The sequence below is a fragment of the Acinetobacter sp. ANC_7634 genome (genome assembly GCF_056779875.1).
Genome location: NZ_JBWYIT010000001.1, coordinates 42,387 through 65,439 on the forward strand (window position 1 = coordinate 42,387; position 23,053 = coordinate 65,439).

Annotated in this window: 25 protein-coding genes and 4 tRNA genes; 13 read left to right on the forward strand and 16 right to left on the reverse strand. The window is 38.7% G+C overall.

Annotated features, from left to right (window positions below):
• Positions 1-38: 38 nt before the first annotated feature.
• Complete coding sequence (locus AC1M9A_RS00190) at positions 39-422, forward strand: SCP2 sterol-binding domain-containing protein (RefSeq protein WP_092765941.1); 384 nt, start codon at positions 39-41, stop codon at positions 420-422.
• A gap of 46 nt (positions 423-468) precedes the next feature.
• Here the strand turns inward: AC1M9A_RS00190 and AC1M9A_RS00195 are convergent, their stop codons facing one another.
• On the reverse strand, positions 469-1,584 hold the full coding sequence (locus AC1M9A_RS00195; RefSeq protein ID WP_035266964.1) for a transglycosylase SLT domain-containing protein: 1,116 nt from the start codon (positions 1,582-1,584) through the stop codon (positions 469-471).
• 366 nt (positions 1,585-1,950) lie between these two features.
• Between AC1M9A_RS00195 and greB the strand changes: the two genes are divergently transcribed.
• Both greB and AC1M9A_RS00205 read left to right on the forward strand, forming a co-directional pair.
• On the forward strand, positions 1,951-2,454 hold the full coding sequence (greB, locus tag AC1M9A_RS00200; RefSeq protein WP_481609366.1) for a transcription elongation factor GreB: 504 nt from the start codon (positions 1,951-1,953) through the stop codon (positions 2,452-2,454).
• Positions 2,455-2,534: 80 nt separating this feature from the next.
• A tRNA-Ser gene (locus tag AC1M9A_RS00205) sits at positions 2,535-2,624 on the forward strand.
• 142 nt (positions 2,625-2,766) lie between these two features.
• On the opposite strand, the gene AC1M9A_RS00210 is transcribed toward AC1M9A_RS00205, so the two are convergent.
• Together AC1M9A_RS00210 and AC1M9A_RS00215 are read right to left on the reverse strand one after the other, a co-directional pair.
• The gene (locus tag AC1M9A_RS00210) at positions 2,767-3,465 is read right to left on the reverse strand and encodes a pirin family protein (RefSeq protein WP_180028681.1); all 699 of its coding nucleotides are present in this window, start codon (positions 3,463-3,465) and stop codon (positions 2,767-2,769) included.
• Between the two features lie 148 nt (positions 3,466-3,613).
• Positions 3,614-4,843, reverse strand: a complete 1,230-nt coding sequence (locus tag AC1M9A_RS00215; RefSeq protein ID WP_035266970.1) for a L,D-transpeptidase family protein — start codon at positions 4,841-4,843, stop codon at positions 3,614-3,616.
• A 205-nt stretch (positions 4,844-5,048) separates the two neighbouring features.
• Here AC1M9A_RS00215 and hemE point away from each other — a divergent pair, with 205 nt between their 5' ends.
• From hemE to AC1M9A_RS00235, 4 genes are all read left to right on the forward strand, one after another.
• A complete protein-coding gene (hemE, locus tag AC1M9A_RS00220; protein ID WP_481593182.1) occupies positions 5,049-6,122 on the forward strand; it encodes a uroporphyrinogen decarboxylase in 1,074 nt (357 codons plus the stop codon).
• A gap of 17 nt (positions 6,123-6,139) precedes the next feature.
• Complete coding sequence (locus tag AC1M9A_RS00225; RefSeq protein WP_481609367.1) at positions 6,140-6,940, forward strand: DUF817 family protein; 801 nt, start codon at positions 6,140-6,142, stop codon at positions 6,938-6,940.
• 150 nt (positions 6,941-7,090) lie between these two features.
• Entirely contained in the window at positions 7,091-7,561 is a 471-nt protein-coding gene (locus AC1M9A_RS00230; RefSeq protein WP_035266978.1) for a DUF3015 family protein, read from the forward strand.
• 59 nt (positions 7,562-7,620) lie between these two features.
• Positions 7,621-9,498, forward strand: coding sequence for an Lnb N-terminal periplasmic domain-containing protein (locus AC1M9A_RS00235; protein ID WP_481609368.1), 1,878 nt, complete (start codon positions 7,621-7,623; stop codon positions 9,496-9,498).
• A 45-nt stretch (positions 9,499-9,543) separates the two neighbouring features.
• Here AC1M9A_RS00235 and AC1M9A_RS00240 read toward each other — a convergent pair whose 3' ends face one another.
• The 6 genes from AC1M9A_RS00240 to AC1M9A_RS00265 all read right to left on the reverse strand — a co-directional run bounded on the left by AC1M9A_RS00240 (position 9,544) and on the right by AC1M9A_RS00265 (position 14,052).
• On the reverse strand, positions 9,544-9,903 hold the full coding sequence (locus tag AC1M9A_RS00240) for a cupin domain-containing protein (RefSeq protein WP_481609369.1): 360 nt from the start codon (positions 9,901-9,903) through the stop codon (positions 9,544-9,546).
• A gap of 72 nt (positions 9,904-9,975) precedes the next feature.
• Positions 9,976-10,524: a GTP cyclohydrolase I FolE gene (gene folE / locus AC1M9A_RS00245; RefSeq protein ID WP_171076769.1), complete on the reverse strand. Its 549-nt coding sequence runs from the start codon at positions 10,522-10,524 to the stop codon at positions 9,976-9,978.
• A gap of 94 nt (positions 10,525-10,618) precedes the next feature.
• The gene (locus tag AC1M9A_RS00250; protein ID WP_092765950.1) at positions 10,619-11,302 is read right to left on the reverse strand and encodes a Smr/MutS family protein; all 684 of its coding nucleotides are present in this window, start codon (positions 11,300-11,302) and stop codon (positions 10,619-10,621) included.
• Between the two features lie 284 nt (positions 11,303-11,586).
• Positions 11,587-12,393 (reverse strand): indole-3-glycerol phosphate synthase TrpC, encoded by an 807-nt coding sequence (gene trpC, locus AC1M9A_RS00255; RefSeq protein ID WP_481586573.1) that lies wholly within the window; start codon positions 12,391-12,393, stop codon positions 11,587-11,589.
• A gap of 18 nt (positions 12,394-12,411) precedes the next feature.
• Complete coding sequence (gene trpD / locus AC1M9A_RS00260) at positions 12,412-13,458, reverse strand: anthranilate phosphoribosyltransferase (RefSeq protein ID WP_035266991.1); 1,047 nt, start codon at positions 13,456-13,458, stop codon at positions 12,412-12,414.
• A 9-nt stretch (positions 13,459-13,467) separates the two neighbouring features.
• Entirely contained in the window at positions 13,468-14,052 is a 585-nt protein-coding gene (locus AC1M9A_RS00265; RefSeq protein WP_481586574.1) for an anthranilate synthase component II, read from the reverse strand.
• Between the two features lie 952 nt (positions 14,053-15,004).
• On the opposite strand from AC1M9A_RS00265, the gene glnA reads away from it, so the two are divergent.
• A complete protein-coding gene (gene glnA / locus AC1M9A_RS00270) occupies positions 15,005-16,420 on the forward strand; it encodes a type I glutamate--ammonia ligase (RefSeq protein WP_171076768.1) in 1,416 nt (471 codons plus the stop codon).
• 96 nt (positions 16,421-16,516) lie between these two features.
• Positions 16,517-16,795: a hypothetical protein gene (locus AC1M9A_RS00275; RefSeq protein WP_035267000.1), complete on the forward strand. Its 279-nt coding sequence runs from the start codon at positions 16,517-16,519 to the stop codon at positions 16,793-16,795.
• A 29-nt stretch (positions 16,796-16,824) separates the two neighbouring features.
• Here AC1M9A_RS00275 and AC1M9A_RS00280 read toward each other — a convergent pair whose 3' ends face one another.
• Complete coding sequence (locus AC1M9A_RS00280) at positions 16,825-17,739, reverse strand: polysaccharide deacetylase family protein (protein WP_481609370.1); 915 nt, start codon at positions 17,737-17,739, stop codon at positions 16,825-16,827.
• A gap of 160 nt (positions 17,740-17,899) precedes the next feature.
• Between AC1M9A_RS00280 and AC1M9A_RS00285 the strand changes: the two genes are divergently transcribed.
• The 4 genes from AC1M9A_RS00285 to AC1M9A_RS00300 all read left to right on the forward strand — a co-directional run bounded on the left by AC1M9A_RS00285 (position 17,900) and on the right by AC1M9A_RS00300 (position 20,955).
• The gene (locus AC1M9A_RS00285; RefSeq protein ID WP_035267005.1) at positions 17,900-18,391 is read left to right on the forward strand and encodes a chorismate--pyruvate lyase family protein; all 492 of its coding nucleotides are present in this window, start codon (positions 17,900-17,902) and stop codon (positions 18,389-18,391) included.
• Positions 18,392-18,401: 10 nt separating this feature from the next.
• The gene (gene ubiA, locus AC1M9A_RS00290; protein WP_481609371.1) at positions 18,402-19,280 is read left to right on the forward strand and encodes a 4-hydroxybenzoate octaprenyltransferase; all 879 of its coding nucleotides are present in this window, start codon (positions 18,402-18,404) and stop codon (positions 19,278-19,280) included.
• A gap of 108 nt (positions 19,281-19,388) precedes the next feature.
• Positions 19,389-20,612, forward strand: coding sequence for an alpha/beta hydrolase family protein (locus AC1M9A_RS00295; RefSeq protein ID WP_481589694.1), 1,224 nt, complete (start codon positions 19,389-19,391; stop codon positions 20,610-20,612).
• Positions 20,613-20,724: 112 nt separating this feature from the next.
• Positions 20,725-20,955, forward strand: coding sequence for a hypothetical protein (locus AC1M9A_RS00300; RefSeq protein ID WP_051586562.1), 231 nt, complete (start codon positions 20,725-20,727; stop codon positions 20,953-20,955).
• Here AC1M9A_RS00300 and AC1M9A_RS00305 read toward each other — a convergent pair.
• The 6 genes from AC1M9A_RS00305 to AC1M9A_RS00330 form a co-directional block, all read right to left on the reverse strand.
• The gene (locus tag AC1M9A_RS00305) at positions 20,952-21,431 is read right to left on the reverse strand and encodes a DUF2726 domain-containing protein (RefSeq protein ID WP_092765958.1); all 480 of its coding nucleotides are present in this window, start codon (positions 21,429-21,431) and stop codon (positions 20,952-20,954) included. The genes AC1M9A_RS00300 and AC1M9A_RS00305 overlap by 4 nt on opposite strands.
• Before the next feature lie 41 nt (positions 21,432-21,472).
• Positions 21,473-21,548, reverse strand: a tRNA-Asn gene (locus AC1M9A_RS00310).
• 106 nt (positions 21,549-21,654) lie between these two features.
• Entirely contained in the window at positions 21,655-21,957 is a 303-nt protein-coding gene (locus tag AC1M9A_RS00315) for a hypothetical protein (protein ID WP_481609372.1), read from the reverse strand.
• A 96-nt stretch (positions 21,958-22,053) separates the two neighbouring features.
• Positions 22,054-22,129, reverse strand: a tRNA-Asn gene (locus AC1M9A_RS00320).
• A 6-nt stretch (positions 22,130-22,135) separates the two neighbouring features.
• Positions 22,136-22,211 (reverse strand) — tRNA-Asn (locus AC1M9A_RS00325).
• A 153-nt stretch (positions 22,212-22,364) separates the two neighbouring features.
• Complete coding sequence (locus tag AC1M9A_RS00330; RefSeq protein WP_481609373.1) at positions 22,365-22,991, reverse strand: superoxide dismutase; 627 nt, start codon at positions 22,989-22,991, stop codon at positions 22,365-22,367.
• Positions 22,992-23,053: the final 62 nt, after the last annotated feature.

Sequence of the window (23,053 nt, forward strand, 5' to 3'; positions counted from 1 at the left end):
TAACGCAATAAATTGAATAAATACATCGAGGAAAGAACATGCCTGCATTTTTAACTGATGATTGGTTTGCAAACGTTGAGAAACTTACAGCTGAAGCTGGTGATTTGAACTTACCACCATCATTAGCAAATCTAGCATTGAATCTTGTAGTAACAGGTAGCGAAGGAACGACTGAATTAGCGCTTGATAGCGGTAAGATCCAAAAAGGCGCTTCTGCGAATGCTAAAACAACTTTAAACTTAGATGCGGATACTTTACGCAAAGTATTCTTAGAGTTTGACATGGCTGCTGCTATGCAAGCATTTATGACTGGTAAAATCAAAGTTCAAGGCGATATGTCTCAATTGATGGCTTTACAAACAGCGAAGCCAAGCCAAGAACAAAAAGATTTGTTCAAAAAAGTTTTAGAGCAAACTACTTAAGACTTTTAAACAAAAAAAAGCTTACCTTTAGGTAAGCTTTTTTTTGTTAAATACTCACCAAACTTGGTGTCGTTTTAATATGTTCTAAATAAGCACGAATACGAGTGACGTATTGGATCGCTTGCTTATAACGCGTATTGTGCGATTGATTACGGTAAAGAAAATCATATACCTGTATCCAATCATTCGGATTTTTTCCTTGGGCTTTTAGGCGCTTCATAATCGCATCTGTGGCACCTGGCCCCATATTGTAAGCCACGAGGGCATACCAATAACGATCATGTTTAGGAATATAATCATATTTCGACATCATCAGATCAAAATACTTCGCACCACCTGCAATACTTTGAGCAGGATCAACACGATTCGACACACCCATTGCTTTTGCTGTGTTGTTGGTGAGCATCATGATGCCACGCACACCTGTAGGAGACACAGAATTCGGTTTTAAGAACGACTCTTGATAGCCTATCGCAGCGAGGAAGTGCCAATCTAAGTCGTATGTTTGGGCTGACTTTTTAAAGCTAGCTTTATAAATTGGCATACGTGTTTTAAGATTGCGCTGAATAGTATCCCAATCATCTTGTTTAACCACGTTGCGGTTGTAGAAAGATGCCATTTGACGGATAGCACCATTTTGCTTGCTTTGACAAACAAAACCGCTGGCAGTATCTGTTAAAGGATCAGCAGCATTTTTAAAAACCCAATTGATTTCTGGATTAAGCCCATTTTTGCGTAAGCTTTCAAGGTCACCACATGATGCGGAAAAACCTGAAAGATTCTTTTGCTCAATGGTCATGATCGATGCTGTGGTCACCGCGAAATGAGCTTTACCTTGCTGCACCATTTTCAAAGCGGCTTCATTACTTTGAACCGTTTTAAAATCGAGTTTTACATTTAAGTTTTGAGCGTAACTGCTCACCAAGTCGTAGCCAAAGCCATGTTTGAAGTTACCGTCTTTAAAAACCACGGTGGGATTTGACACGGCCACCACTGTAAGTTTGTTCGAATTTACAATGGAGTTGTATTGGTTGTCGGTCTTTGTTGCATTTAATGCATGAAATGGGATAAATGCTGTAGCGAGGACCATCGCTTTAAACGAGAGAGAAGAAGTTAGTGAATTAAGGCAAAGCCTCGATCCAGTGTTTGAACTACTGCGCATGTTGTCTCCGCTACAAGTAATTTATGCCCAAAAAAAGCAAAAGCAGTACCGCCTTAAACTTTTATTTAAAGTTGATAAATTCAATTAGGGTGGGCGTCATGAACGTCATTCAAAATGACATGTGTGGGTGGATAAAATATTGAAGAAAAGATCTTCGTACAAAAAGTAATCAAGATAAAACATGGGCGCATATTAATGGTCAATTTTACTCATGTCAAATTTTGTACAAAAAAAAATAAAAAACATGGTTTTAAGGCATTGATAAATAAAAAGAAAAAACTTTATAAAATTTTTCCATGTAGAAATGCGGTATAAAATGTTGCAATGTGTCGCTATAACGTAAGCAAAATACTCATTTTATCGCCTATGAAATCGAATTTAATTACCCGAAGTGGGCATGACAAATTGGTCGCAGAACTACAGTATTTATGGCATGAGGAACGACCTGAAATCACCAAAAAAGTGAATTGGGCTGCCAGTTTAGGTGATCGTTCTGAAAACGCAGATTATCAATACAATAAACAAATTTTACGAAAAATAGACCGTCGTGTTCGTTACCTCGGTAAACGACTTGAAGAGTTGCGAATTATCGATTTTTCTCCTGAACAAGAGGGCAAAGTATATTTTGGAGCTTGGGTAGACATCGAGAACGAGGAAGGACAATTAAAGACGATTCGGATTGTCGGTGTAGATGAAATTTATGATCATCATCCTCTACATATTTCAATAGATTCACCTATGGCACGTGCAATGTTAGGTAAGCAAGTAGATGATGAATTTGAGGTACATACACCCTTGGGAAAAAAAACATGGTTTATTAATTCAATTCGCTATGAAAGATCGAAAATTCATCAAAATAGTAATTTCTGATTTAAAAATAGGCAGGCGAGCAAAATTTCTTAGAAAAGTGTTTGCCAATTTTAAAAAATATTTATATGATAGCCGCCATTGGAAGCGTGGCAGAGCGGTTTAATGCACCGGTCTTGAAAACCGACGAGGGTGTGAGTCCTCCGTGAGTTCGAATCTCACCGCTTCCGCCAAATTTTTAAAAAGCCACTAATCATTAGTGGCTTTTTTTATTTTCTTCATATTCGTGCGATATTAAGACTGATATTTACTGTTTGATTTAATTTTTTGAGCATGGCATAAAAAAACCACCCTAAGGTGGTTTCTCTACAGCGTTTAAGCCACTTTTTCTGGAAGATCGAACCAAATCACACGAGCATCTTCTGATGCTTCAATCTGCGCTGGATCAATAAATGCAATAGCATCTCCAGCATTCACAGTGTGTTCAGCGACTTGAATTGAACCACTAATTACATGTAGATAGCTGACATGTTGTGTTGCAACAACTTCAAGTGAATGCCCTTTCTCCAAAACAGCTGTTTTAACCTCCGCATTTTGGCGAATATGCATGGGTGCTTGTTCTGTCGGTCCACAAATCAGATGCCATTGGTTCGGTTGTTCAGCAGGATCGAGTTGAATTTGTTGGTAATTCGGCTCTGCATTGCGCTGATTTGGAATAATCCAGATTTGCAGTAAATGAACTGTTTCATCACCTTGGTTGATTTCACTGTGTTGAATGCCTGTACCAGCACTCATCAGTTGCCATTCACCAGCTTTGATATCACCGTGGTTACCCATACTATCTTTATGTGTAATCGCTCCCTGTAATACACAGGTGAGAATTTCCATATTGTCGTGTGGATGTGTACCGAAACCTTGATGACCAGCAATGAGGTCATCATTAATGACACGGAGAGCACTGATGCCCATGTGGTTAGGGTCATACCAGCTCCCAAATGAAAAGCTGTGTTTGGATTCTAACCAACCCATTTTTACATGACCACGTGATTCACTGCGATGTAAATAAGCATTCATGATGATGCTCCTTTCATTATTCTTAAAGATGATGTTATTTTAATAGGTTAAAATGAATAAGATAGTGGATTAGGATAACGTATCGTTCTAATTTTGAAACATAAAAAGGATAAAAAAGCCTGCTTGAAACAGGCTTTTTAAAATTAGATTATTCTAAGAACTTTACTGTAACGCCAGAACGAACTTTATTACCCAAATCATTCGCATCCCAGTTGGTTAAGCGGATACAACCGTGTGAAGCTGTCTTAGAAATACTTGATGGGTTAGGTGTGCCGTGAATACCGAACGATTTTTTGCTTAAACCGATCCAGATATTACCTACAGGGCCATTAGGACCAGGTGGTAATGAAAGTGGCTTCAAGTTTTTACCTTGTACAAAGTTACTTGGTGAATAGCTATACCAAGGGTTTTTCGCTACGCCAGTAATTTTGTATGTTCCTGTCGGCGATGGAGTGTCAGCACTACCGATGGTTGCTGGGAATGAACCAACCATTTGGTTTTGTTGGTTAAATAAATAAAGTTGTTTAGCGCCTTTATGTGCCACGATTAAATGAATATTTTCTGGAAGTTCATTGCGAATGTTGGTCACAATAAGCTTTTCACCGGCTTTCTTAAATGTCGCTTTAGGATTCAGTTTCTTGAGAAACTCTTCATCCATATGGAATTTTTCAGCCAGCATTTCACTTACACGAGTGTAATACAGACCTTTCATTTTCGCTTGTAAAGCATAGTCATGAGGAATTGAGGCTGCATAAGGACCTTTTAGGTCTGCTTCAGTAATCGTATATTCAACATAAGCAGGTTTACCAGCTTGGCGTGCAACTAGAGCATCCCAAGTCTCTTTCGTCAAAACACCTGTAGCCTTTAAGCCATTCATTTGCTGGAATGAAGCAATTGCTTTAAGTGTATTTTTTCCACTTGTACCGTCAATAGCACCTGGTGAAGCATGTGAATTATTTAACATTACATGTGCACGGGCATATACAGGGAATTGACCTTTGCCAATATTTTCATACCATTCAGCATTATTCAGACTGTCTAGCGTCCATGAATTTGCTGTAGCAGGTGCTGATGTAGATGGAGCTGGATTTGTCACTGCTGAAGATGCAGGTGCACTGCCAATGTCCGCAGTGCTATCCTCAGTTCTTTCTAGGTTTTGAAGCGTATCTGCAGCTTGATTTAGATCATTTTGCTCTTGCTGGCTAATTTGGGCTTCAGAGCTAGATTCTACCGCGAGAGGATCAATTGGATCTTGAATAGTATCTAAACTCGTTTTTGTAATTGGAGAAAGCGGTTGTTCAGCAGTACCAGAAGCAGCCAATGCAGTTCCAGACATAATACAACTTAAACTCAAAGCAAGAATTGAGCGAACGAACATGTAATTCAACCTTAAGAATTATTCATATTGATTTATAAAAACACGGATAAAGTATTGCAGAAAAAACACGGATATGCAGTATTTGTTTTGTTTAAATCAAATAAATTCCGATAGTCTCAATCTTTATTTTCATTCTAACTAAATACTTTAAAGTGCAGCTTTTTGGTATGATGAATGGAATTTCAATTTTGCATCGAGAAAGTAAATGACGACCTTAAAAAATGATCGTTTTCTGCGTGCCTTATTACGTGAACCTGTGGACTGCACGCCAGTTTGGATGATGCGTCAGGCTGGTCGATATTTACCTGAATATCGTGCGACACGAGCAACTGCTGGTGATTTTCTTTCTTTGTGCAAAAATAATGACTTTGCTTGTGAAGTGACTTTACAGCCGCTTCGTCGCTATGACTTAGATGCAGCCATTCTATTTTCAGATATTTTGACTGTTCCTGATGCTTTGGGCTTAGGACTATATTTTGAAGCAGGGGAAGGACCAAAATTTAAGAAAACAGTCCGTACTGAGCAGGATGTAGCCCAATTACCAAAAATTGATGCTAAATCGGACTTAGACTATGTCATGAATGCAGTGTCGACAATCCGATCAGCATTAGGTGGCCAGGTACCTCTAATCGGATTTTCTGGGAGTCCATGGACACTCGCGACGTATATGATCGAGGGTGGGTCGAGTAAAGATTTCCGTTACACCAAGCAAATGATGTATGCACAACCTGAAGTTTTACATGCCTTGTTAGATCATTTGGCTTATTCAGTCATAGATTATTTGAACGCACAGATTGAGGCAGGTGCGCAGGCGATTCAAATTTTTGACAGTTGGGGTGGTGCACTTGCACATCGAGAATATCAAGAATTTTCCCTCAATTATATGCACAAAATCGTGAAGGGTTTAAATCGTGAAAATGAAGGCCGCAAAGTACCAGTAATTTTATTTACCAAAGGTGGTGGTCAATGGTTAGAACCTATGATCGCAACTGGCGCAGATGCGTTTGGACTAGATTGGACAACCCCTTTAAATGTTGCACGTCAAACTGTTGCTGGTCGCGCTGCCCTACAAGGTAATTTAGACCCTGCAACATTATATGGCTCTCCTGCGAGTATCGAAAAGTCAGTAAAATTAATGCTCGATGATGCATATGCTGCTGGTGAAAAAACGGGTTATGTTGCAAACCTTGGACACGGTATCACCCAATGGGTAGATCCTGCGAATCCTAAAGTTTTCATTGATACGGTACATGAGTACAGCGCAAAATATTTAGGCTAAACATTTAGGATGAATGTGTGAGCTTTTTAAAATCATTATTTGAGTTTCATTATAAGGCAGCATCCGCTGCCTTATTTGGTATTTTATTACTGCTAGCCTTTGCTTTGACGGCTTCGATAGGGCATCAAGAATATTATGGATTGTACCGATACGACTACCTCTTGATTTATGCAGTGGTTATTCAGGTCTGTTTACTGCTTTTAAAGTTAGAGTCTTGGGCTGAAGCCAAAGTTATTGCAATATTTCATATGTTGGCAATGGTCATGGAGATTTTCCTGACACATCCACAGATTGCATCATGGCAATATCCGCAACCTGCGGCGTTTAAGATTATGACCGTACCACTTTTTGCGGGATTTATGTATTCTGCCGTAGGCAGTTTTTTTGCTCGTTCACTCAGGCTCTATCGCGTAGAAATTGAGAACTTACCTAGTTTTTTTAATATGCTGAGTTTAGCGATCTTGTCCTATTTAAACTTTATGACTAAGTTCTTTATCCCAGATATACGATATTTACTGTTTGCATGGAGCGTGTTGATATTTTGGAAAACTAAAATAACGTTCAAGCTTAAATATCATGAAATGACCTTGCCAATGCTTCCTGTACTTTTGTTGCTGGCATTTATTATTTGGATTGCTGAAAATATCAGTACTTTTTATCAAATTTGGTTGTATCCAACGCAAGTGGAACAGTGGCATATGGTGGGATGGGGGAAACTTGGTTCTTGGTATCTCCTATTAATGCTGAGTTTAGTATTGGTTTTAAAAATCCTAGGTGAACGGAATTCACAGGGTTTGTGGCGATTGAAGGGCGAATAAGTTAATTCATCAAAAAAACTCGATACTTGATGGCATTGGTAAGATTTGTTTTGCGTTCTTGGCTTGATATCGCTATGTTAAAGAAGTTCGTAAAAGAACAAAATTGGAACAATAAAGAACACTTGAGCACATCAAGTTTGGAGTGATGTTATGTATAAAAAATTAGCTTTAGCTGCGGTATTGGCAGTAGGATCAACAGCTGCATTTGCTGACCGTGATGTGGGTTGTGGTATCGGTTCACAAGTTTGGGCAGGTCAGTCTGGTAAAGTTGCAAAAATCTTAGCAGGTACGACCAACGGTTTATTTGCTAACCAATTATTCGGTATTACTTTCGGGACATTAGGCTGTAGTGGTACAGGTACAGTAACAGCACAAGCAGTAACATTTACAAATGAAAATGCCGAAGCTCTTGCACGTGATATGGCGGTAGGTGAGGGGGAAAGTCTTAACGTCCTTGCAGAGCTTCTGAATATTAAATCTGAAGATAAAGCACGTTTCTTTGCAGTATCAAAAGAAAATTTCTCTGAAATTTATTCAGCGGACAATCAAGATGCATTCCAAGTCCTTGCATCTCTTCAAACTGTTATGTCTCAAGACGAAGTTTTAAAAGCTTACGTTTAATTGCGAAAACCTTGTCTTATGGCAGGGTTTTTTTGTTTCATCATTATTAAGTTCATTTTATGAAATTTGCTTTTTTTTCTGCCTTGATTGTCAGTAGCTTTCTGACACATGCATATACTTCTCCAGTTGAACAATATATTGCACAAGCACAACACCATCAGCTTGATAAAAATAAAACTTGGCAAAGATTAATGTATGCACATCAAGCGAAGAGTGAAGTGAGCTATTCAGGATTTTTTTTTAGTGCAAATGGTGCAGATAATTTAGAAGATGAGCTGAATGCAAATATTCGTGAATTATTTATAGATCGAGGACAAGATCAATCCATTATATGTCGTTTCCCAGCTCGCTCTGCATGGTTAATAGAACAACTGAAAATAAAACAAGAGGAGCTTCCTAAAGCAGATTGTCCTGCTCTAGAGGAATGGATTGGACAGATTAAACCGTATCAAGCAACATTGATTTATGCGACAGATTTCATGGGAAATCCAAGTTCGATGTTTGGTCATACCTTGTTACGTTTTGATCCTAAAGATCAAAAAGAGCTTAATCTTATTTCTTATGCCGTCAACTACGCTGCGACGGTCGAAAATAGTGATAGTTTTTCTTTTGCTTGGAAAGGCTTAACGGGTCAATATCCAGGTGAATATTCGTTAATGCCCTACTATCGAAAAGTAAAAGAGTATGGTGATTTCGAAAGCCGTGATTTGTGGGAATACGAATTAGCATTAAACCCAGAAGAAACTACACGTTTAGTACAACATATCTGGGAGTTAAAGCATGTCCAATTTCCCTATTATTTTATAAGTGATAATTGTGCCTACCGCTTATTGGGACTCATTGATTTGGTAAAACCCGATGCCAATCTCCAAGCACAGTTTAGTCATACTGTAATCCCAGTCGAAACCATTAAAGCGGTTCAGCAGCAAGGTCTCATTAAAGATACTGTTTATCGCCCAGCACTTGAAACGCAGTTACTTCATCAAGCCAAACAACATGGTAATGACTTAGCACATTCGGCACATCAATTAACGCTGGTTCAACCAGCACAAATGCGTGAATTTTTAGCTCAATTTACGGCCAAGGATCAGGCGCGTATTCTTGAGATGGCATATGATCATTTGTATCTACAGCTTATTTCTCAAAAAATAGAAGCGAGTATTGCGCAACCAAAAATACGACAAATTTTGAGTTTAAGAAGCCAACTCCCTGTTGAAAAACAACGTACTGAAGTGGCAAGACCACGAATTGACCCTGTGGACGGGCATCATGCTCGAAAAACATCGATTGAATTTGGACGAGTGCAGGACGATACGTTTGTGCAGTTCAACCATCGACAAGCCTATCACGATTTATCTGATCCTCAGGGTGGATACCGACTTGGAACACAGTTGAAATTTCTTGAGGGAAGTCTCGAGTTACGGAATGATCAATTCAAGTTGGCTGATTTAGATCTTTTAGAAGTGAATTCTTATAATCCAATTACGCCTTTTAAGACGCCGTTGAGCTGGGGATTTGGATTCGGTTGGAAGCAAATCTCAATTGATGTTTCTGGAAATTTCAGTGATAGCGAGCAACATGGTGTTTTGAATCTATCAACACAGTTTGGATATAGTTGGGCAGATGCAGATCGTGAACAACTGTGTTATGCGCAGATGCAGAATCATATTCAAGCTGGAAAAATTTTAGAAAAGGGCTGGAGATTGGGGCTAGGGCCAACTGTAGGTTGTCAAAACTTATGGTCAGATCGAGTGAATAGCTTAGTGCAAATTGAAATCCCTTTTTGGGAAGATCAGCAGGCTTGGCAGCTCGGACTACGATCCTCAGTTCAGTATGCACTTAACTCGCAAAGTGCTATCTCTATTCACTGGAATTATCAATTACAAGAACAGCATGATTGGCATCAAACTAGTTTAGGATTTACACGCTATTGGTAAATACACAGTACTAGGAAGTACTGTGTTGAAAGGTGAGGCTTGTTTTTAAACGATTACATTCACATAGTACTTTTTCACTTTCTCAATGACTTCGAATGTTCCAATGAATCCTGGTGGTATTACACCTGCTTGACCTGCCGAAACTTCGATAAAGTGATTTTTACTTTGAGTGTGGATGCGAACTTTTCCTTCTATAATTTGAAAGAATTCTTGTTTATTGTCGGCAAATTGAATATTCCAAGCACCAACTTCACATTCCCAAATCCCACATTCCATATGCTCGTGTTCATAAAGACTGTAGGTGTGACGTTCGGGATTGCCTTGGACGAGACGATCAGGACGCGGGAAGTCGACTGACTTTTCTGCTTGTTGTTGACCTTGACCTGCAACATGAAGAGATGTCATATATTCACCTTAAGAAATTGAGCCTTGGAATACGGTCTAAAAAAAACCTCAACAAGGTTGAGGTTTTATGAATTAATAACTTTCTGGAACAGCGCTCAGAAACTCGCGACGTTCATCTTTGTTAGTTTTAAAGTCACCAACAAATGATACTGTACGAGTGGTTGACTCTTGTTTGCCTACACCACGCATCATCATACACATATGTGCTGAATCAATGACAACAGCTACGCCTCTAGCACCAGTCACTTGAGCCACAGCTTCAGCAATCTGTTGAGTTAGATTTTCTTGAATCTGTAGACGACGGGCAAACATTTCAGTAATACGTGCAAATTTAGATAAACCTAAAACTTGACCTTCTGGTAAGTAGGCAATATGCACACGTCCATAGAACGGCAGTAAATGATGTTCACAAAGCGAATAGAATTCGATGTTCTTGACCAAAACCATTTCACGGTTGTCTGAAGGGAAGACCGCATTGTTGGTCACTTCTTCAAGCGTTTGGCTATAACCTGACGTCAAATACGAAAAAGCTTTAGCAGCACGCATTGGTGTATCTTTAAGACCAGGACGAGTAAGATCTTCGCCAACGGCAGTTAAAATGTTGGCGTAGGATTGCTGCATAGACATAAGACGTGTTCACTTACACAGATGTTGAACAAGGACGGCATTGTATCAGAAAACGATTACAATGCCGTATATTCAGAAAAAATTCCGATTATTGAGTAAATTTTGGATTCTTTTCTGCACGTTTAAGCAGAACTAAGACCGCGCCAGTGCCACCTTGTTTTTCAGGCGCACTGACAAAAGCCAAAACATCACGATGTTGTCTGAGCCAACTATTAACATAGGTTTTTAAAACAGCTTCAGGGCCTTTACCATGAACAATTTTAATGACGTTTTGATTTTGCTCTTTCGCCATCTGAATAATTTGCAATACAGCTGAACGTGCTTCTTCTACGGTACAGCCATGCAAATCAACTGCTTCAAACCAACGTAAATTTCCAGCTTTCAGATCTTCAAATACTTTATGTTGTAAGGTCGCAATTCGATAACTCAGACTAGCCTGACTGCCAACTGGATTGAGCATGGCTTGAGTATCAGACATCACTGTTTCATCAGTATGCATTGGACCTTCAGCAGCAGCACGTTTTGCTAAGGTTTGAGCATCCAATTTCTTTTTTACTGGTTTCTCAATTTTTGCAATATTGCCATGATCAATTTTTTGAACGCCTTGCATCTGCTGACGAAAGAGTTCTAAATCTTCCTCATGCTCTTGTTCAACCGTCTTTTCAATAGGTTTAGGAGCTTCAACACGAGGAGCAGGATTACTGATTTGTTTCTTAAACTGTTTCAGTAAATTAAATTGATCTTTTGATAAAGAAGAATCATGTTTACTCATAACGTGCTTGTGACTTTAAAGTGGAAGATGAATGAATGTGATTATAATCCGAAAATCCCTCAACTTTGTAGTGAGAAGTATTTAAGTTGATTTTAAGGTGTTGGATGAATTGGAGATAACTTAAGGGATAAAGCAAAAAAAAGAGATTGATTATTAATCTAATTTATTTTGAATTTGTTCTAGCTATTGTTGTTGGCATTAATGGAGGCAAGAATGGATTCGGAAATCCATTCTTATGAGATTGAATTATTTTTAGTCGAACAATTTACCGCAGAATATTAGAGTCAAATATTCTGAGGTTCGCCAAACAATGCGGTAAAGGCATGATCAGGACGAGGCTGTTTCATAAAACTTTCACCCACAAGGAAAGTGTGAATGTCATTTTCTTGCATCATGGTGACATCCGCTGAGGTTGCAATGCCGCTTTCCGTCACTAATAAACGAGATGGTGCAAGTTGTTTTTTTAGACGAATTGATGTGTTCAAATCAACATCGAAAGTTTTTAAATTACGATTATTAACGCCTAATAAACAACGATCTGATAATTTGAGAGCACGTTCTAGTTCATATTCATCATGCACTTCAACCAGTACATCTAAATGATGTTCAAATGCAGTTTTCGACATTTCCTCAAGTTGTTGATCTGAAAGACATGCAACAATGAGAAGGATACAGTCTGCATGCAATGCACGAGCTTCAATCACACCATAAGGATCGATTAAGAAATCTTTTCTTAGTGCAGGCAAATCACAGTGAGAGCGAGCAATATGAATGTTCTCATCGGCACCCTGGAAGAAATCAATATCTGTAAGTACTGATAAACAAGCTGCACCCGCTGATTGATACTGTTCAGCTATTTCAGCAGGATTGAAGTTTTCTCGAATAATGCCTTTAGAAGGAGATGCTTTTTTGATTTCAGCAATGACAGCAGGACGTTTGTGTTGTAGTGCTTGAGCAAAACCGCGAACAGGGCTAGCGGCTTGAGCGAGTTCTTCGACGTCCTTATAACTACGTTGTTTTAATCGTGCAGCAAACTCTTCTTGTTTACGGTCAACAATTTTGCCAAGAATAGTATTCGCGATATCTAACATAAGAATGTCCTGACTTAATTAAGCTTCATAATGTTTTATTGTTTTTGTGAATTCAGAAAGCACATCCATCTTTTCAAGTGCCTGACCACCATAAATGATGTCATGTGCTAATGCCACACCTTGTTTATAACTCGAAGTTAAACCTGAGACATAAATACCAGCACCAGCATTCAATGCAATCATACTGGCCGCTTTTTCACCTTTCGGTGATTTTTTCTTACCTAGTGCATCTTTGATCAGTGCCAAACTTTCAGCAGAGCTATCAACAGATAAATGCGTCAATGTTTGAGATTCAATCTCTACATCCTCAGGGAGGATTTCCCACTCAGTAATTTCACCATTTTTTAACTCAGCGACATAGGTGGATGAAGCAAGACTGATTTCATCTAGTCCATCTTTAGAGTGAACAACCATGACGTGCTCAGCACCAAGTTGCTTAAGAACTTCAGCAATAGGTCGACATAATTCTGTTGAGAACACGCCAATTACAAAGCGCTTTACACCAGCCGGATTCGTAAGCGGGCCAAGTAAGTTGAAAATGCTTCTGAAGCCCAATTCTTTACGAGGACCTGCTGCATACTTCATTGCTTTATGATGGTTTGGAGCAAAGAGAAAACCCACACCCAAATCGCGGATACAGCGTTCAGTCTGTGCCATATTTAGGTCGAGATTAATACCAGCTTGTTCTAATAGATCTGACGAGCCTGATTTTGATGACACACCTCGGCCACCGTGTTTGGCAATCGTTGCACCTGCAGCTGCAATTACAAAACTTGATGCAGTTGATACATTAAACAGGTTTTGTCCATCACCACCCGTGCCAACGATATCGACTAAGTATGGAAGATCACTGACATCAATCTTGATCGCATATTCACGCATCACACGTGCAGCAGCAGTAATTTCGTCAATACTTTCGCCTTTTAAACGCAAACCCATCATCAATGCACCGATTTGTGCATCAGTCGCTTCACCATCCATAATGGTGCGCATAACAGCTTCCATTTGAGGCTGTGTTAATTCAATATTTTTCGTAATGTTGTTTAATGCTTGTTGAATATTCATGTCTTGCTCTTACGCATAAATTTCTAAGAAGTTTTGGAAAATTTTGTGGCCATGTTGGCTGAGTATCGATTCTGGATGGAACTGAACACCTTCAACGGGAAGGATTTTATGTTTCACACCCATAATTTCTTCCATAGAACCATCTTCTTCATTGGTCCAACACGTCACCTCTAAACATTCAGGTAAAGTCGCTTGATCAATGACTAAAGAGTGATAGCGAGTCGCTGAGAATGGAGAGGGTAGATTGCTAAAGATCCCTTGATCAGAGTGGTACATGTCAGATAAACGCCCGTGCATTACTTTTTTTGCACGAACAATATCTCCACCAAATGCTTGCCCGATACTTTGGTGACCTAAGCACACCCCAAGCAGTGGAATCTTGCCTGAAAAGTGTTGAATCGCTGGGATTGAAATACCTGCCTCAGAGGGAGAGCAGGGACCAGGTCCAATGACGAGATATTTTGGTTGCCATCGCTCAATATCCTCCAAAGTCACGGCATCATTACGGACCACTTTTACTTCCTGATTTAACTCGCCAAAATATTGGACGATGTTGTAGGTAAAAGAGTCATAGTTGTCGATCATCAGAAGCATTTTAAGCTTAACCTCTTGAAATTTATAATTTAACTTAATTTAGCTTTGTTATTCACATTAATAAGATACATCACAGGGTGTTGACTGCATCCTTGTCTAGTAACTCAAAGCGATTAAGTGGCAGTTATCATAGCAGATTCTTTTATCAGCGCAGGTTAAATTTTGGGGTTCAAAACATCAGCAATATTGATCACTTAAATCAAATTAATGTGTGAATGAATGGTTCTAGGTGAAGAGCGCTAATAAATGAAAAATTGATCTGAATCTAAAAGCTCATACGTGTTATTCATAAGTTTTTTTAATCATTCTGTTTGATGAGTAAGATTTGTTTTAAAAACAAACAAACAAAATGCACTCAGTAAATTTATAATTTATAAGATTTAGTCTCGCGGTCGTTCACTTTTACATCATTTAGCGAAGATATTTAATTTTAATGAACTAATATGATGCACAAAATTTAGATTCATCATGGCTCGATGTGTATTAATAAAGTCATGATTGAGTTGTAATTTTAGTCTTTCAAGTAAAAATTAAATATTAAATTTTTTTATTTATTGATATATAAAACAAGGCATTAAACGCATGTGCCTGAAAATTTGATCCATTTTTCTAATTTATAAAAATTTATAAAATATATCGTTTGGTAAATTAAGTAATTAAATCCCTGAATAAACTTGACTTTAAGTTTAATAATTAAACGATCATGCTCTGAGGTGCACCATTTTGATACAGGTTGTAAATAAATATTTTTTATTGCGATGAACTGTGCCTGAATATGGTGCATTTAGTTTTAAGCACAGTATAATAGTCGCAAAGCAAAGTGAATAAAGCTGTTAATCTGATAAGGATTTCAAGATTTTAGCTTTGCTTTTAAAAGTTGGTACGGTAATTGCTTTAAAACTACCAACTACTAACACGCACTAAATGTGCAACAAAAAATCATCGGAGCAAAATGAGCATGGCGAACAAGGTCCTACAACTCATCCAAGAAAGTGGCGCAAAATGGGTAGACTTCCGTTTTACGGACACTAAGGGTAAAGAACAACATGTTACTTACCCAGCAGATACTATCGATGAAGATACTTTTGAAGATGGTAAAATGTTCGACGGTTCTTCAATTGCTGGTTGGAAAGGTATCGAAGCGTCTGACATGATCTTACGTCCAGATGCTGAAACAGGTTTTATCGACCCGTTTTTTGCAGAGCCAACTGTAGTGGTGACTTGTGATGTTATTGAGCCATCTACTGGTCAAGGTTATGACCGTGACCCACGTTCAATTGCTCGCCGTGCAGAAGAATATTTAAAATCTACTGGTATTGGTGATACTGCTTTCTTTGGTCCAGAACCAGAATTCTTCGTATTTGACGAAGTTAAATGGGACATCGATATGTCTGGTGCTCGCCATACATTAATCGCTGAAGAAGCTGCTTGGTCTACAGGTAATTCTTACGAATCAGGTAACTCAGGCCACCGTCCACGCGTTAAAGGTGGTTACTTCCCAGTGCCTCCAGTTGATTCTCACCACGATATGCGTGCAGAAATGTGTGCGAAAATTGAAGACATCATGGGGCCAGGTCGTGTAGAAGTACATCACCATGAAGTTGCATCTTGCCAATTAGAAATTGGTGTGAGCTTCAACACTATGGTTCGTAAAGCTGACGAAGTACAACAGTTTAAATATGCTGTTTGGAACGTTGCTCATCAATATGCTAAAACTGCAACGTTTATGCCTAAACCAATGGTTGGTGATAACGGTTCTGGTATGCACGTTCATATGTCAATTTCTAAAGACGGCAAGAACTTGTTTGCTGGTGATGAATATGCAGGCCTTTCAGAAATGGCATTGTATTTCATTGGCGGTATCATCAAGCACGCACGCTCATTAAATGCGATTACTAACCCTTCTACAAACTCGTATAAGCGTTTAGTGCCACATTATGAAGCGCCAATTATGCTTGCTTATTCAGCGCGTAACCGTTCGGCTTCTATCCGTATTCCATACGTTTCTAGCCCGAAAGGTAAACGTATTGAAGCACGTTTCCCAGATCCAATGATGAACCCTTACTTAGGTTTCGCTGCATTGTTAATGGCGGGTATCGACGGTATTCAAAACAAGATTCATCCAGGTGAAGCTTCAGACAAGAATTTGTATGATCTACCTCCTGAAGAAGAAGCAAAAATTCCTACAGTTGCACACAGCTTGGATATGGCTTTAGAAGCTCTTCAAGCCGATCACGATTACCTTCTTAAAGGTGGCGTATTCACTAAAGAAATGCTTGATGCTTACATTGAGCTTAAAACTGAAGAAGTTCGTCGTCTTAATACGACAACTCACCCAGTTGAATTTGATATGTACTACAGCCTGTAATTCGTTCACGAATTTCGCTGTAAAAAACCCGCGCAATGCGCGGGTTTTTTTGTGTTTTGAGTTAAAATAAATGTAGTCAAATATGAGAAATATTTCATGGCAAAGCCACGTAAAAAGCACACGGGATTTTTTCCTTGGAATGATCCAAGTGATCACGAAAAAGGATTCAAGCTCAATTTTTCTGAAGTGACCTATTTGGAAGTTGGCAGAACCATCGAAGGCTATAAGCAGGCACAATTTCTTGAACTAAGAAATCCTGATTTGGCTTTACAATTTGATTATCCACATGAATTTTATATCAGTGCCGAAGGTTTTATTTTAGTAAAAACGCCACAAGGCAAATTTGAAGTGATTGCAAAATCTGACAATGCTTGAATGTGTGTAGCTGCGCCTAAAACTAAGATTTATTCCTTGTGATCATCCAAGTCATATTTGAGTAAGTTTTCACGCTCATAAGGTGCATCCTCAGCAGGATATCTTAAACTTTCAATATTTTGGCTTTTGGCGATAGACCATATAATACTCTCCCCAGCGGGGATATTAGGGCTGAAATTCTGATATAGCGAATCAGCATAAGCATCTGCTGCATTGATTATTGTCCACCCTTTGCTTTCTAAGGCTAAAACGATCTCGCCTAGAAACTGTCCATTAATCGCATTCGTGTGGAGTAACAATACATGCTGAGGAGAGCGTTGAAGAGTTTGTAATGCGAGTGAATCATAATATTCTGCTCGATCAAGAAGATGATCAATATAAGCCTGCTTCAATCTTTTAATGTGTGACGTTTTACCTGCTTTTAGATACGCTAGATATTTTTGATTATAAAACCAGTCACTTGCATCAATACTAACACCACCATGTTGGTAGTGATTTTGCTTTAACCAGTGTTGGACTTGATCTCTTTTCGCAATATTATTGCCTTCTTTGAGATAAGGGTACCTAAAGATTCTCCTAAAGTTTTTTAAATCACGAAAAACTAATTCATTAATTCTAATGCTTTTGATGTAGTCTTTCGCCAAAATTTCAGGTTTATTTAAATTTTCATGAAAAGCACTGTGATTGCCGACAATATGTCCGTGTTTATCCCATTGACGTATTAAGTCTTTACCCGCATTGTCACCGATTTTGATGTAACTTGTGAAAATGATCGATTGAATATTTTTGGATTTTAAATGCGCTAGTATTTGTTGATTAATGTGTGGAGCAGTAGGATCGATAGTTGGATTTAATCTATCATCAAAACTCAGTGCTAATTGACGAGCATGAGCTTGGGAAAGAAATAACAGTGATATAAATAAGTACAAGCTAAATTTAAGCATGTTTAATGAAGTTGTTTACGAATGAATGTTTATAGCATTTTTTTTGGGGGGTGCAGTATGAAATGTGTGAGTGTGATGCCTTAAACTAAACCATAGGTTTGGTGCATTAGTTCTAAAGCTTGGGTACACTTGAGAGTATAAAATAATGGTAGTCTGAAATATGCTTGAAAGCCGTCAATTTAATCATCAGGAAAAATTAATGTGTCCTGAGTTAAAAAAATGGTTGTACGCCTCAGGCTCACTTACCCAACAACTGACAGATTTAGCTGATGGAACATTCAAAGTTCAACGAATCCAAGAACGATTTCAACGTTTAAATTTTCATGATGCCAGCTGGATGGGTGTATCACATCAGCATACTTCTTGGGTTAGAGAGACTCATTTATTTGGTTCTGAGTGTGAACCGTGGGTAAAAGCGAAATCTATTTTCCCAATTACCAGCCTTCAAAAAAAAGCACGTCTCTTTCAACATATTGGAAATCAGCCTATAGGTCGATTCCTGTTCCAACGCACAGAACCGCAATGCCAACGTCGCGTGATCTTACTTGAGGATGGATGGACCAGACAGAGCTGTTATACTTGGCATGGCTGTAAATTTATTGTCCAAGAAACATTTTTACCAGCATTTGAACGTTTTATAAAAACTCATTGAGCTAGACTTTATGGCAACCGCACAAGCAATCACCTGGCGCGAGCGTTTAAGCGCTTATTACTATTTATGTCGTTTCGATAAGCCAATTGGTACTGAGTTAGTCCTGTGGCCCACCTTATGGGCGCTGTGGATTGCAGCTGGTGGAATACCTGATGTAGTGACACTGCTTGCCATCGTATGTGGCACTATATTTATGCGTGCAGCGGGATGTGCCATTAATGATTTTGCTGATCGTAAAGTGGATGCACACGTAGAAAGAACTAAAAATCGTCCATTAGCCACAGGTGTGATTTCGGCAAAAGAAGCAGTTTGGGTGTTTATCGCACTGGTTGCTGCAAGTGCTTGTACATTGTTTTTCCTGCCTATTGAAACTTTTTATTGTGCTTTAATTGGGCTGGTACTTGCTTTCATCTATCCATTTATGAAGCGCTATACGCATTTACCTCAAGTGGTACTGGGGATGGCATTCTCATGGGGTATACCGATGTCATTTACTGCAATGGCTAAGCCTTTGGATTGGACGTGTTGGCTACTTTATTTCGGTAATTTGGCTTGGACTGTGGCTTATGATACTCAATATGCAATTACGGATCGCGAATATGATTTAAAGATTGGGGTTAAGTCGACGGCTATTTTGTTTGGAAAAAATGATATTAAAATTATCAGTTTATTGCAGGCGATGAGTGTTATTTTAATTGGTACTGCACTATGGCTTGAACACATACTTGTCCCTTTTGGATTAATCGCATTAGTGCTCGTGGTAGGTGATTTCATCTATCAATGGACCAAAACACGTGATAAAGATCCGCAATGGTGCTTCTGGGCATTTAGACATAACCGATGGGTAGGGGTGATGATCTTTATGGGGATTTTTATTGCATTAATTTAATCTTAACATTAAATAAAAATAAATTAATTAAGCATCCTAGTCGGATGCTTTTTTTTATGTTTAATTAAAAGTACTCATGGAGAGTGATAATAATGAATGGAAAGAATTATGAAGAGTACAATTAAAAAAACGGTTATCGCAATGTGCTGTACGGCAGCATTACTCTTAACGGCTTGTAATAGTGATGATGATAAAAATATTTTTCAAGAAAAAGTGTTTGTTGCTGAGAAAGCTTATCAAAAAGATAGTCTAGAGCAAGCTTCCAAAATCCAAATTATGACTTATTTAATGCCGAATGTTCTGGGTCAGAAAACTAAGGCTACAGCAATGGTCATGTTTCCTAAGACTGCTCAGCCAGCAGCAGGATGGCCAGTAGTGGTATGGGCACATGGAACAACTGGTGTTGGAGACGAATGTGCACCAAGCAATAATGTACTCAATTCGAATTTTGAAATTTTAGCGAACAATCTTCTTAAAGAAGGTTATGTCATTGTAGCCCCTGATTATGAAGGTTTGGGGGTTAAAGGGATTCATCCTTATCTTCATCTATCTAGTGCTGCACAATCTGCGATTCATGCAATAAAGTCAGTTCACCAAGCATATCCATCACGATTAAATAAATCTTGGATGTCTGTCGGCCAATCCCAAGGTGGTCATGCATCATTAGGAATTGCACAATATGCCAATAATGATCCGTATTACAAAGGGGCTGTAGCGACTGCTCCAGCATCCAGTTTGGGTTACATTATTACCCAAGTCGCACCAAATGCCATTTCAGCGATAGAAAGTCAAAATAGAGATTTGGCAATCGCTATTTATTCAGAGCTATTAGCTTATGCTGCTTATACAGGTGTAGGGATTAAAGCATATGAACCTAGATTTTCATTAGCAACGATATTCCAATCTAGGTCTCAAGCTGTGGCAGAGAAAGCTGAGGGGTCGACTGGTGAAAATGGCCTATGCTTGATGCCATTAATTGATGAGTTTAGAAAAGACATTAAGACTTATTTGGAATCAAATTCAACACAAAAAGTAATGGACTATCCTGGGTTAAAGGTTGGCTTTGAAAATGATCCAGTGGTGAGTAGTTTTTTAAGTAATAATCAGCCTGGAACTCAAAAACTCATGAAACCGGTTTATGTGGTTCAAGGTGAAAATGACACCGCTGTCCCATATCAAGTAACACAACAATTAGTAAATCAGTTAAATGGATTGGGGACTCAACCTCCAATTGTATTAGATATTGTGGCAGGAGCATCGCATACACAAGCGATTGTTGAGAAAAATGATGAGGTTGTTGATTTTATTAAATCGTATTTACCGGTGCGCTAAACGTGACTATGTCAGCTAGGGTGTTGCATCCTAGTTGACACTTAAAGCTAAAGTTTTTTCTATGACTTTATTCTGTTATATTGCCTCGGACTCAATAACACAGGTTTTGTTGATGACTTCATCAAAAAAGAAATTCACCACTAAATTTATTTTATTGGCAAGTCTTGGTCCCCTTATCCCGTTGCTTATCATTGCGATCGCTTTTTTTGCAGTAAAGAGTGATGCAAAGAACAAAGCAGAGTACGATCGGTTACGTGCAGAACAAGCCGCGCGAATTGAAGCTAGAGAAAAACAAGAGCAGCTTGAGCAGAATGCTTCGTCTGTAGCAGAGCCTTTAAACTAATTATTTTTAGCAAGAATATCTTTTTTGAGGCTTTGAACACTTGGGATATCGTTATAGCGAAATACTCGATATCCTGCTTCATAAAACATTTGATCGCGTTCAGCATCTTCTTGTTCCTTACCAAGATGACTTGGATCATCGAGTTCGATAATGGCAATAACTTTAAGCTGATCATCCAGTAAGACAAAGTCAGTCACTTTTCGATTAAATTTAGCTCGAATCTTTAGACTGGGGTTTGTGATTAAAGCGCTAAAAGCGACTTGAGCAAGCACATGGTATTGCGGAAAACTCTCTTTTAATCTAAAAAACATTTTACTTTCAAATGCGGTAATAATGCGTTTGGGGTAAAAGCGTTGTGGCTTTTTAAATAATTGTTGAAAGATAATGGTGAGCAGGGCAAGGGTTGCAATAACACCAATAATTAAGAAAGTAATTTGACTGGATTGAAGCACAGGAATTCGTAAATAAAAGCACATATAAGAAAAAACCCACTCGATTGAGTGGGTTTTTAGAATCTTGGCTCTCCAACCTGGGCTCGAACCAGGGACCTGCGGATTAACAGTCCGTCGCTCTACCGACTGAGCTATTGGAGAATCTGGTACGCATTCTATGAGTCAAATGAAGAGAGGTCAAGCCTTAACATTGAAAAATATTAGAAATATGAATCAACTGATTTAAATTTAATCTAAGTGAAACGATCTATAGCTTTTTTAATAAATGGACATACTCTGCTTTGCTTTTCAGTGGATTCGCTTTACGACATAAACTCATAAGTTCCATCATGGTTTGTTGTGATGATTCCACATTTACCTCGTTTTGAATTTTTTTGATCAGGAGTGCGTGTTCAGGGGATAGTTCTGAAGTGCAGTGATACAAACGTTCATACATAAGTGCAGGGGCTACTTTATTATGTTCAGATTTCTGAGTGCATTGAAATATAAAGATGAGACTGCCAACAAGTAGAGACCAGAAAATCAGTGATTTAAGCCAAGGTGTATTCATTTTTAGACTTTTTTAGAAAATTAGAATAATTCTATAGCAAATCAAAAATTTAGGCATAAAAAAACCCAAGTCATTATGCTTGGGTTTTTAGAATCTTGGCTCTCCCACCTGGGCTCGAACCAGGGACCTGCGGATTAACAGTCCGTCGCTCTACCGACTGAGCTATGGGAGATTAGATTGGCTCTCCAACCTGGGCTCGAACCAGGGACCTGCGGATTAACAGTCCGTCGCTCTACCGACTGAGCTATTGGAGAATCTGATGCGCATTTTAGGGTTGAAATTACTAGTCGTCAACCAATTATTGTAAAGAAATGAATAGTTTGATTTATTAATACTCAAATTGATGTAAATAACAAAAAAACCATCCTAAAAGGATGGTTTTTTAAACGTAATAAGACGGTTAAATCTTATTTTTCTACGCCAGCTTCTTGACCAGCATATTTCGCGTTAGCGTAATCCCAGTTCACTAAGCTTTCTAAGAAAGTAGAAATATACTTAGGACGAGCGTTACGGAAGTCGATGTAGTAAGCATGTTCCCAAACATCGATCGTTAATATAGCTACTTTACCATGAGCAAGTGGAGTATCAGCATTTGAAGTTTTCATGATAGAAAGTTTACCATTTACTTCATCAGCAACTAACCAAGCCCAACCTGAACCGAATTGAGTTGTAGCAGCAGCAGCAAATTCTTCAGCAAATTTTTCGTAAGAACCGAAAGCTTCGTCAATTTTAGCAGCTAAAGCACCAGTCGCTTTACCACCACCGTTTTTAGCCATACAGTTCCAGTAGAATGTGTGGTTCCAAACTTGTGCTGCGTTGTTGAAGATACCCGCTTTAGAAGTATCACCAGCAGAAGCTTTGATGATTTCTTCAAGCGTTTTACCTTCAAGATCAGTACCTGCAATAAGGTTGTTTAAATTAACAACATAAGTATTGTGGTGTTTGTCGTGGTGGTATTCTAAAGTTTCTTTGCTGATGTGTGGAGCAAGATCTTCGTAACCGTACGGAAGAGCTGGTAAAGTAATCGTTGTCATGTTTTAAGTTCCTTGCATTGTGCTGGGTTTTACATCGAAGTGCACTTATTGTAATAGATTCT

Excerpts from the sequence above, each read along its gene's own strand:
- AC1M9A_RS00330 (WP_481609373.1), bottom strand. The coding sequence starts at position 22,991 with ATGACAACGATTACTTTACCAGCTCTTCCGTACGGTTACGAAGATCTT.
- AC1M9A_RS00190 (WP_092765941.1), top strand. The coding sequence starts at position 39 with ATGCCTGCATTTTTAACTGATGATTGGTTTGCAAACGTTGAGAAACTT.
- AC1M9A_RS00295 (WP_481589694.1), top strand. The coding sequence starts at position 19,389 with ATGAAGAGTACAATTAAAAAAACGGTTATCGCAATGTGCTGTACGGCA.
- AC1M9A_RS00240 (WP_481609369.1), bottom strand. The coding sequence starts at position 9,903 with ATGACATCTCTTCATGTTGCAGGTCAAGGTCAACAACAAGCAGAAAAG.
- AC1M9A_RS00230 (WP_035266978.1), top strand. The coding sequence starts at position 7,091 with ATGTATAAAAAATTAGCTTTAGCTGCGGTATTGGCAGTAGGATCAACA.
- AC1M9A_RS00285 (WP_035267005.1), top strand. The coding sequence starts at position 17,900 with ATGCTTGAAAGCCGTCAATTTAATCATCAGGAAAAATTAATGTGTCCT.
- greB (WP_481609366.1), top strand. The coding sequence starts at position 1,951 with ATGAAATCGAATTTAATTACCCGAAGTGGGCATGACAAATTGGTCGCA.
- AC1M9A_RS00305 (WP_092765958.1), bottom strand. The coding sequence starts at position 21,431 with ATGTGCTTTTATTTACGAATTCCTGTGCTTCAATCCAGTCAAATTACT.
- AC1M9A_RS00250 (WP_092765950.1), bottom strand. The coding sequence starts at position 11,302 with ATGAGTAAACATGATTCTTCTTTATCAAAAGATCAATTTAATTTACTG.
- AC1M9A_RS00235 (WP_481609368.1), top strand. The coding sequence starts at position 7,621 with ATGAAATTTGCTTTTTTTTCTGCCTTGATTGTCAGTAGCTTTCTGACA.
- AC1M9A_RS00215 (WP_035266970.1), bottom strand. The coding sequence starts at position 4,843 with ATGTTCGTTCGCTCAATTCTTGCTTTGAGTTTAAGTTGTATTATGTCT.
- glnA (WP_171076768.1), top strand. The coding sequence starts at position 15,005 with ATGAGCATGGCGAACAAGGTCCTACAACTCATCCAAGAAAGTGGCGCA.
- AC1M9A_RS00280 (WP_481609370.1), bottom strand. The coding sequence starts at position 17,739 with ATGCTTAAATTTAGCTTGTACTTATTTATATCACTGTTATTTCTTTCC.
- AC1M9A_RS00275 (WP_035267000.1), top strand. The coding sequence starts at position 16,517 with ATGGCAAAGCCACGTAAAAAGCACACGGGATTTTTTCCTTGGAATGAT.
- AC1M9A_RS00300 (WP_051586562.1), top strand. The coding sequence starts at position 20,725 with ATGACTTCATCAAAAAAGAAATTCACCACTAAATTTATTTTATTGGCA.
- AC1M9A_RS00210 (WP_180028681.1), bottom strand. The coding sequence starts at position 3,465 with ATGAATGCTTATTTACATCGCAGTGAATCACGTGGTCATGTAAAAATG.
- hemE (WP_481593182.1), top strand. The coding sequence starts at position 5,049 with ATGACGACCTTAAAAAATGATCGTTTTCTGCGTGCCTTATTACGTGAA.
- AC1M9A_RS00315 (WP_481609372.1), bottom strand. The coding sequence starts at position 21,957 with ATGAATACACCTTGGCTTAAATCACTGATTTTCTGGTCTCTACTTGTT.
- AC1M9A_RS00195 (WP_035266964.1), bottom strand. The coding sequence starts at position 1,584 with ATGCGCAGTAGTTCAAACACTGGATCGAGGCTTTGCCTTAATTCACTA.
- trpD (WP_035266991.1), bottom strand. The coding sequence starts at position 13,458 with ATGAATATTCAACAAGCATTAAACAACATTACGAAAAATATTGAATTA.
- AC1M9A_RS00265 (WP_481586574.1), bottom strand. The coding sequence starts at position 14,052 with ATGCTTCTGATGATCGACAACTATGACTCTTTTACCTACAACATCGTC.
- folE (WP_171076769.1), bottom strand. The coding sequence starts at position 10,524 with ATGCAGCAATCCTACGCCAACATTTTAACTGCCGTTGGCGAAGATCTT.
- ubiA (WP_481609371.1), top strand. The coding sequence starts at position 18,402 with ATGGCAACCGCACAAGCAATCACCTGGCGCGAGCGTTTAAGCGCTTAT.
- trpC (WP_481586573.1), bottom strand. The coding sequence starts at position 12,393 with ATGTTAGATATCGCGAATACTATTCTTGGCAAAATTGTTGACCGTAAA.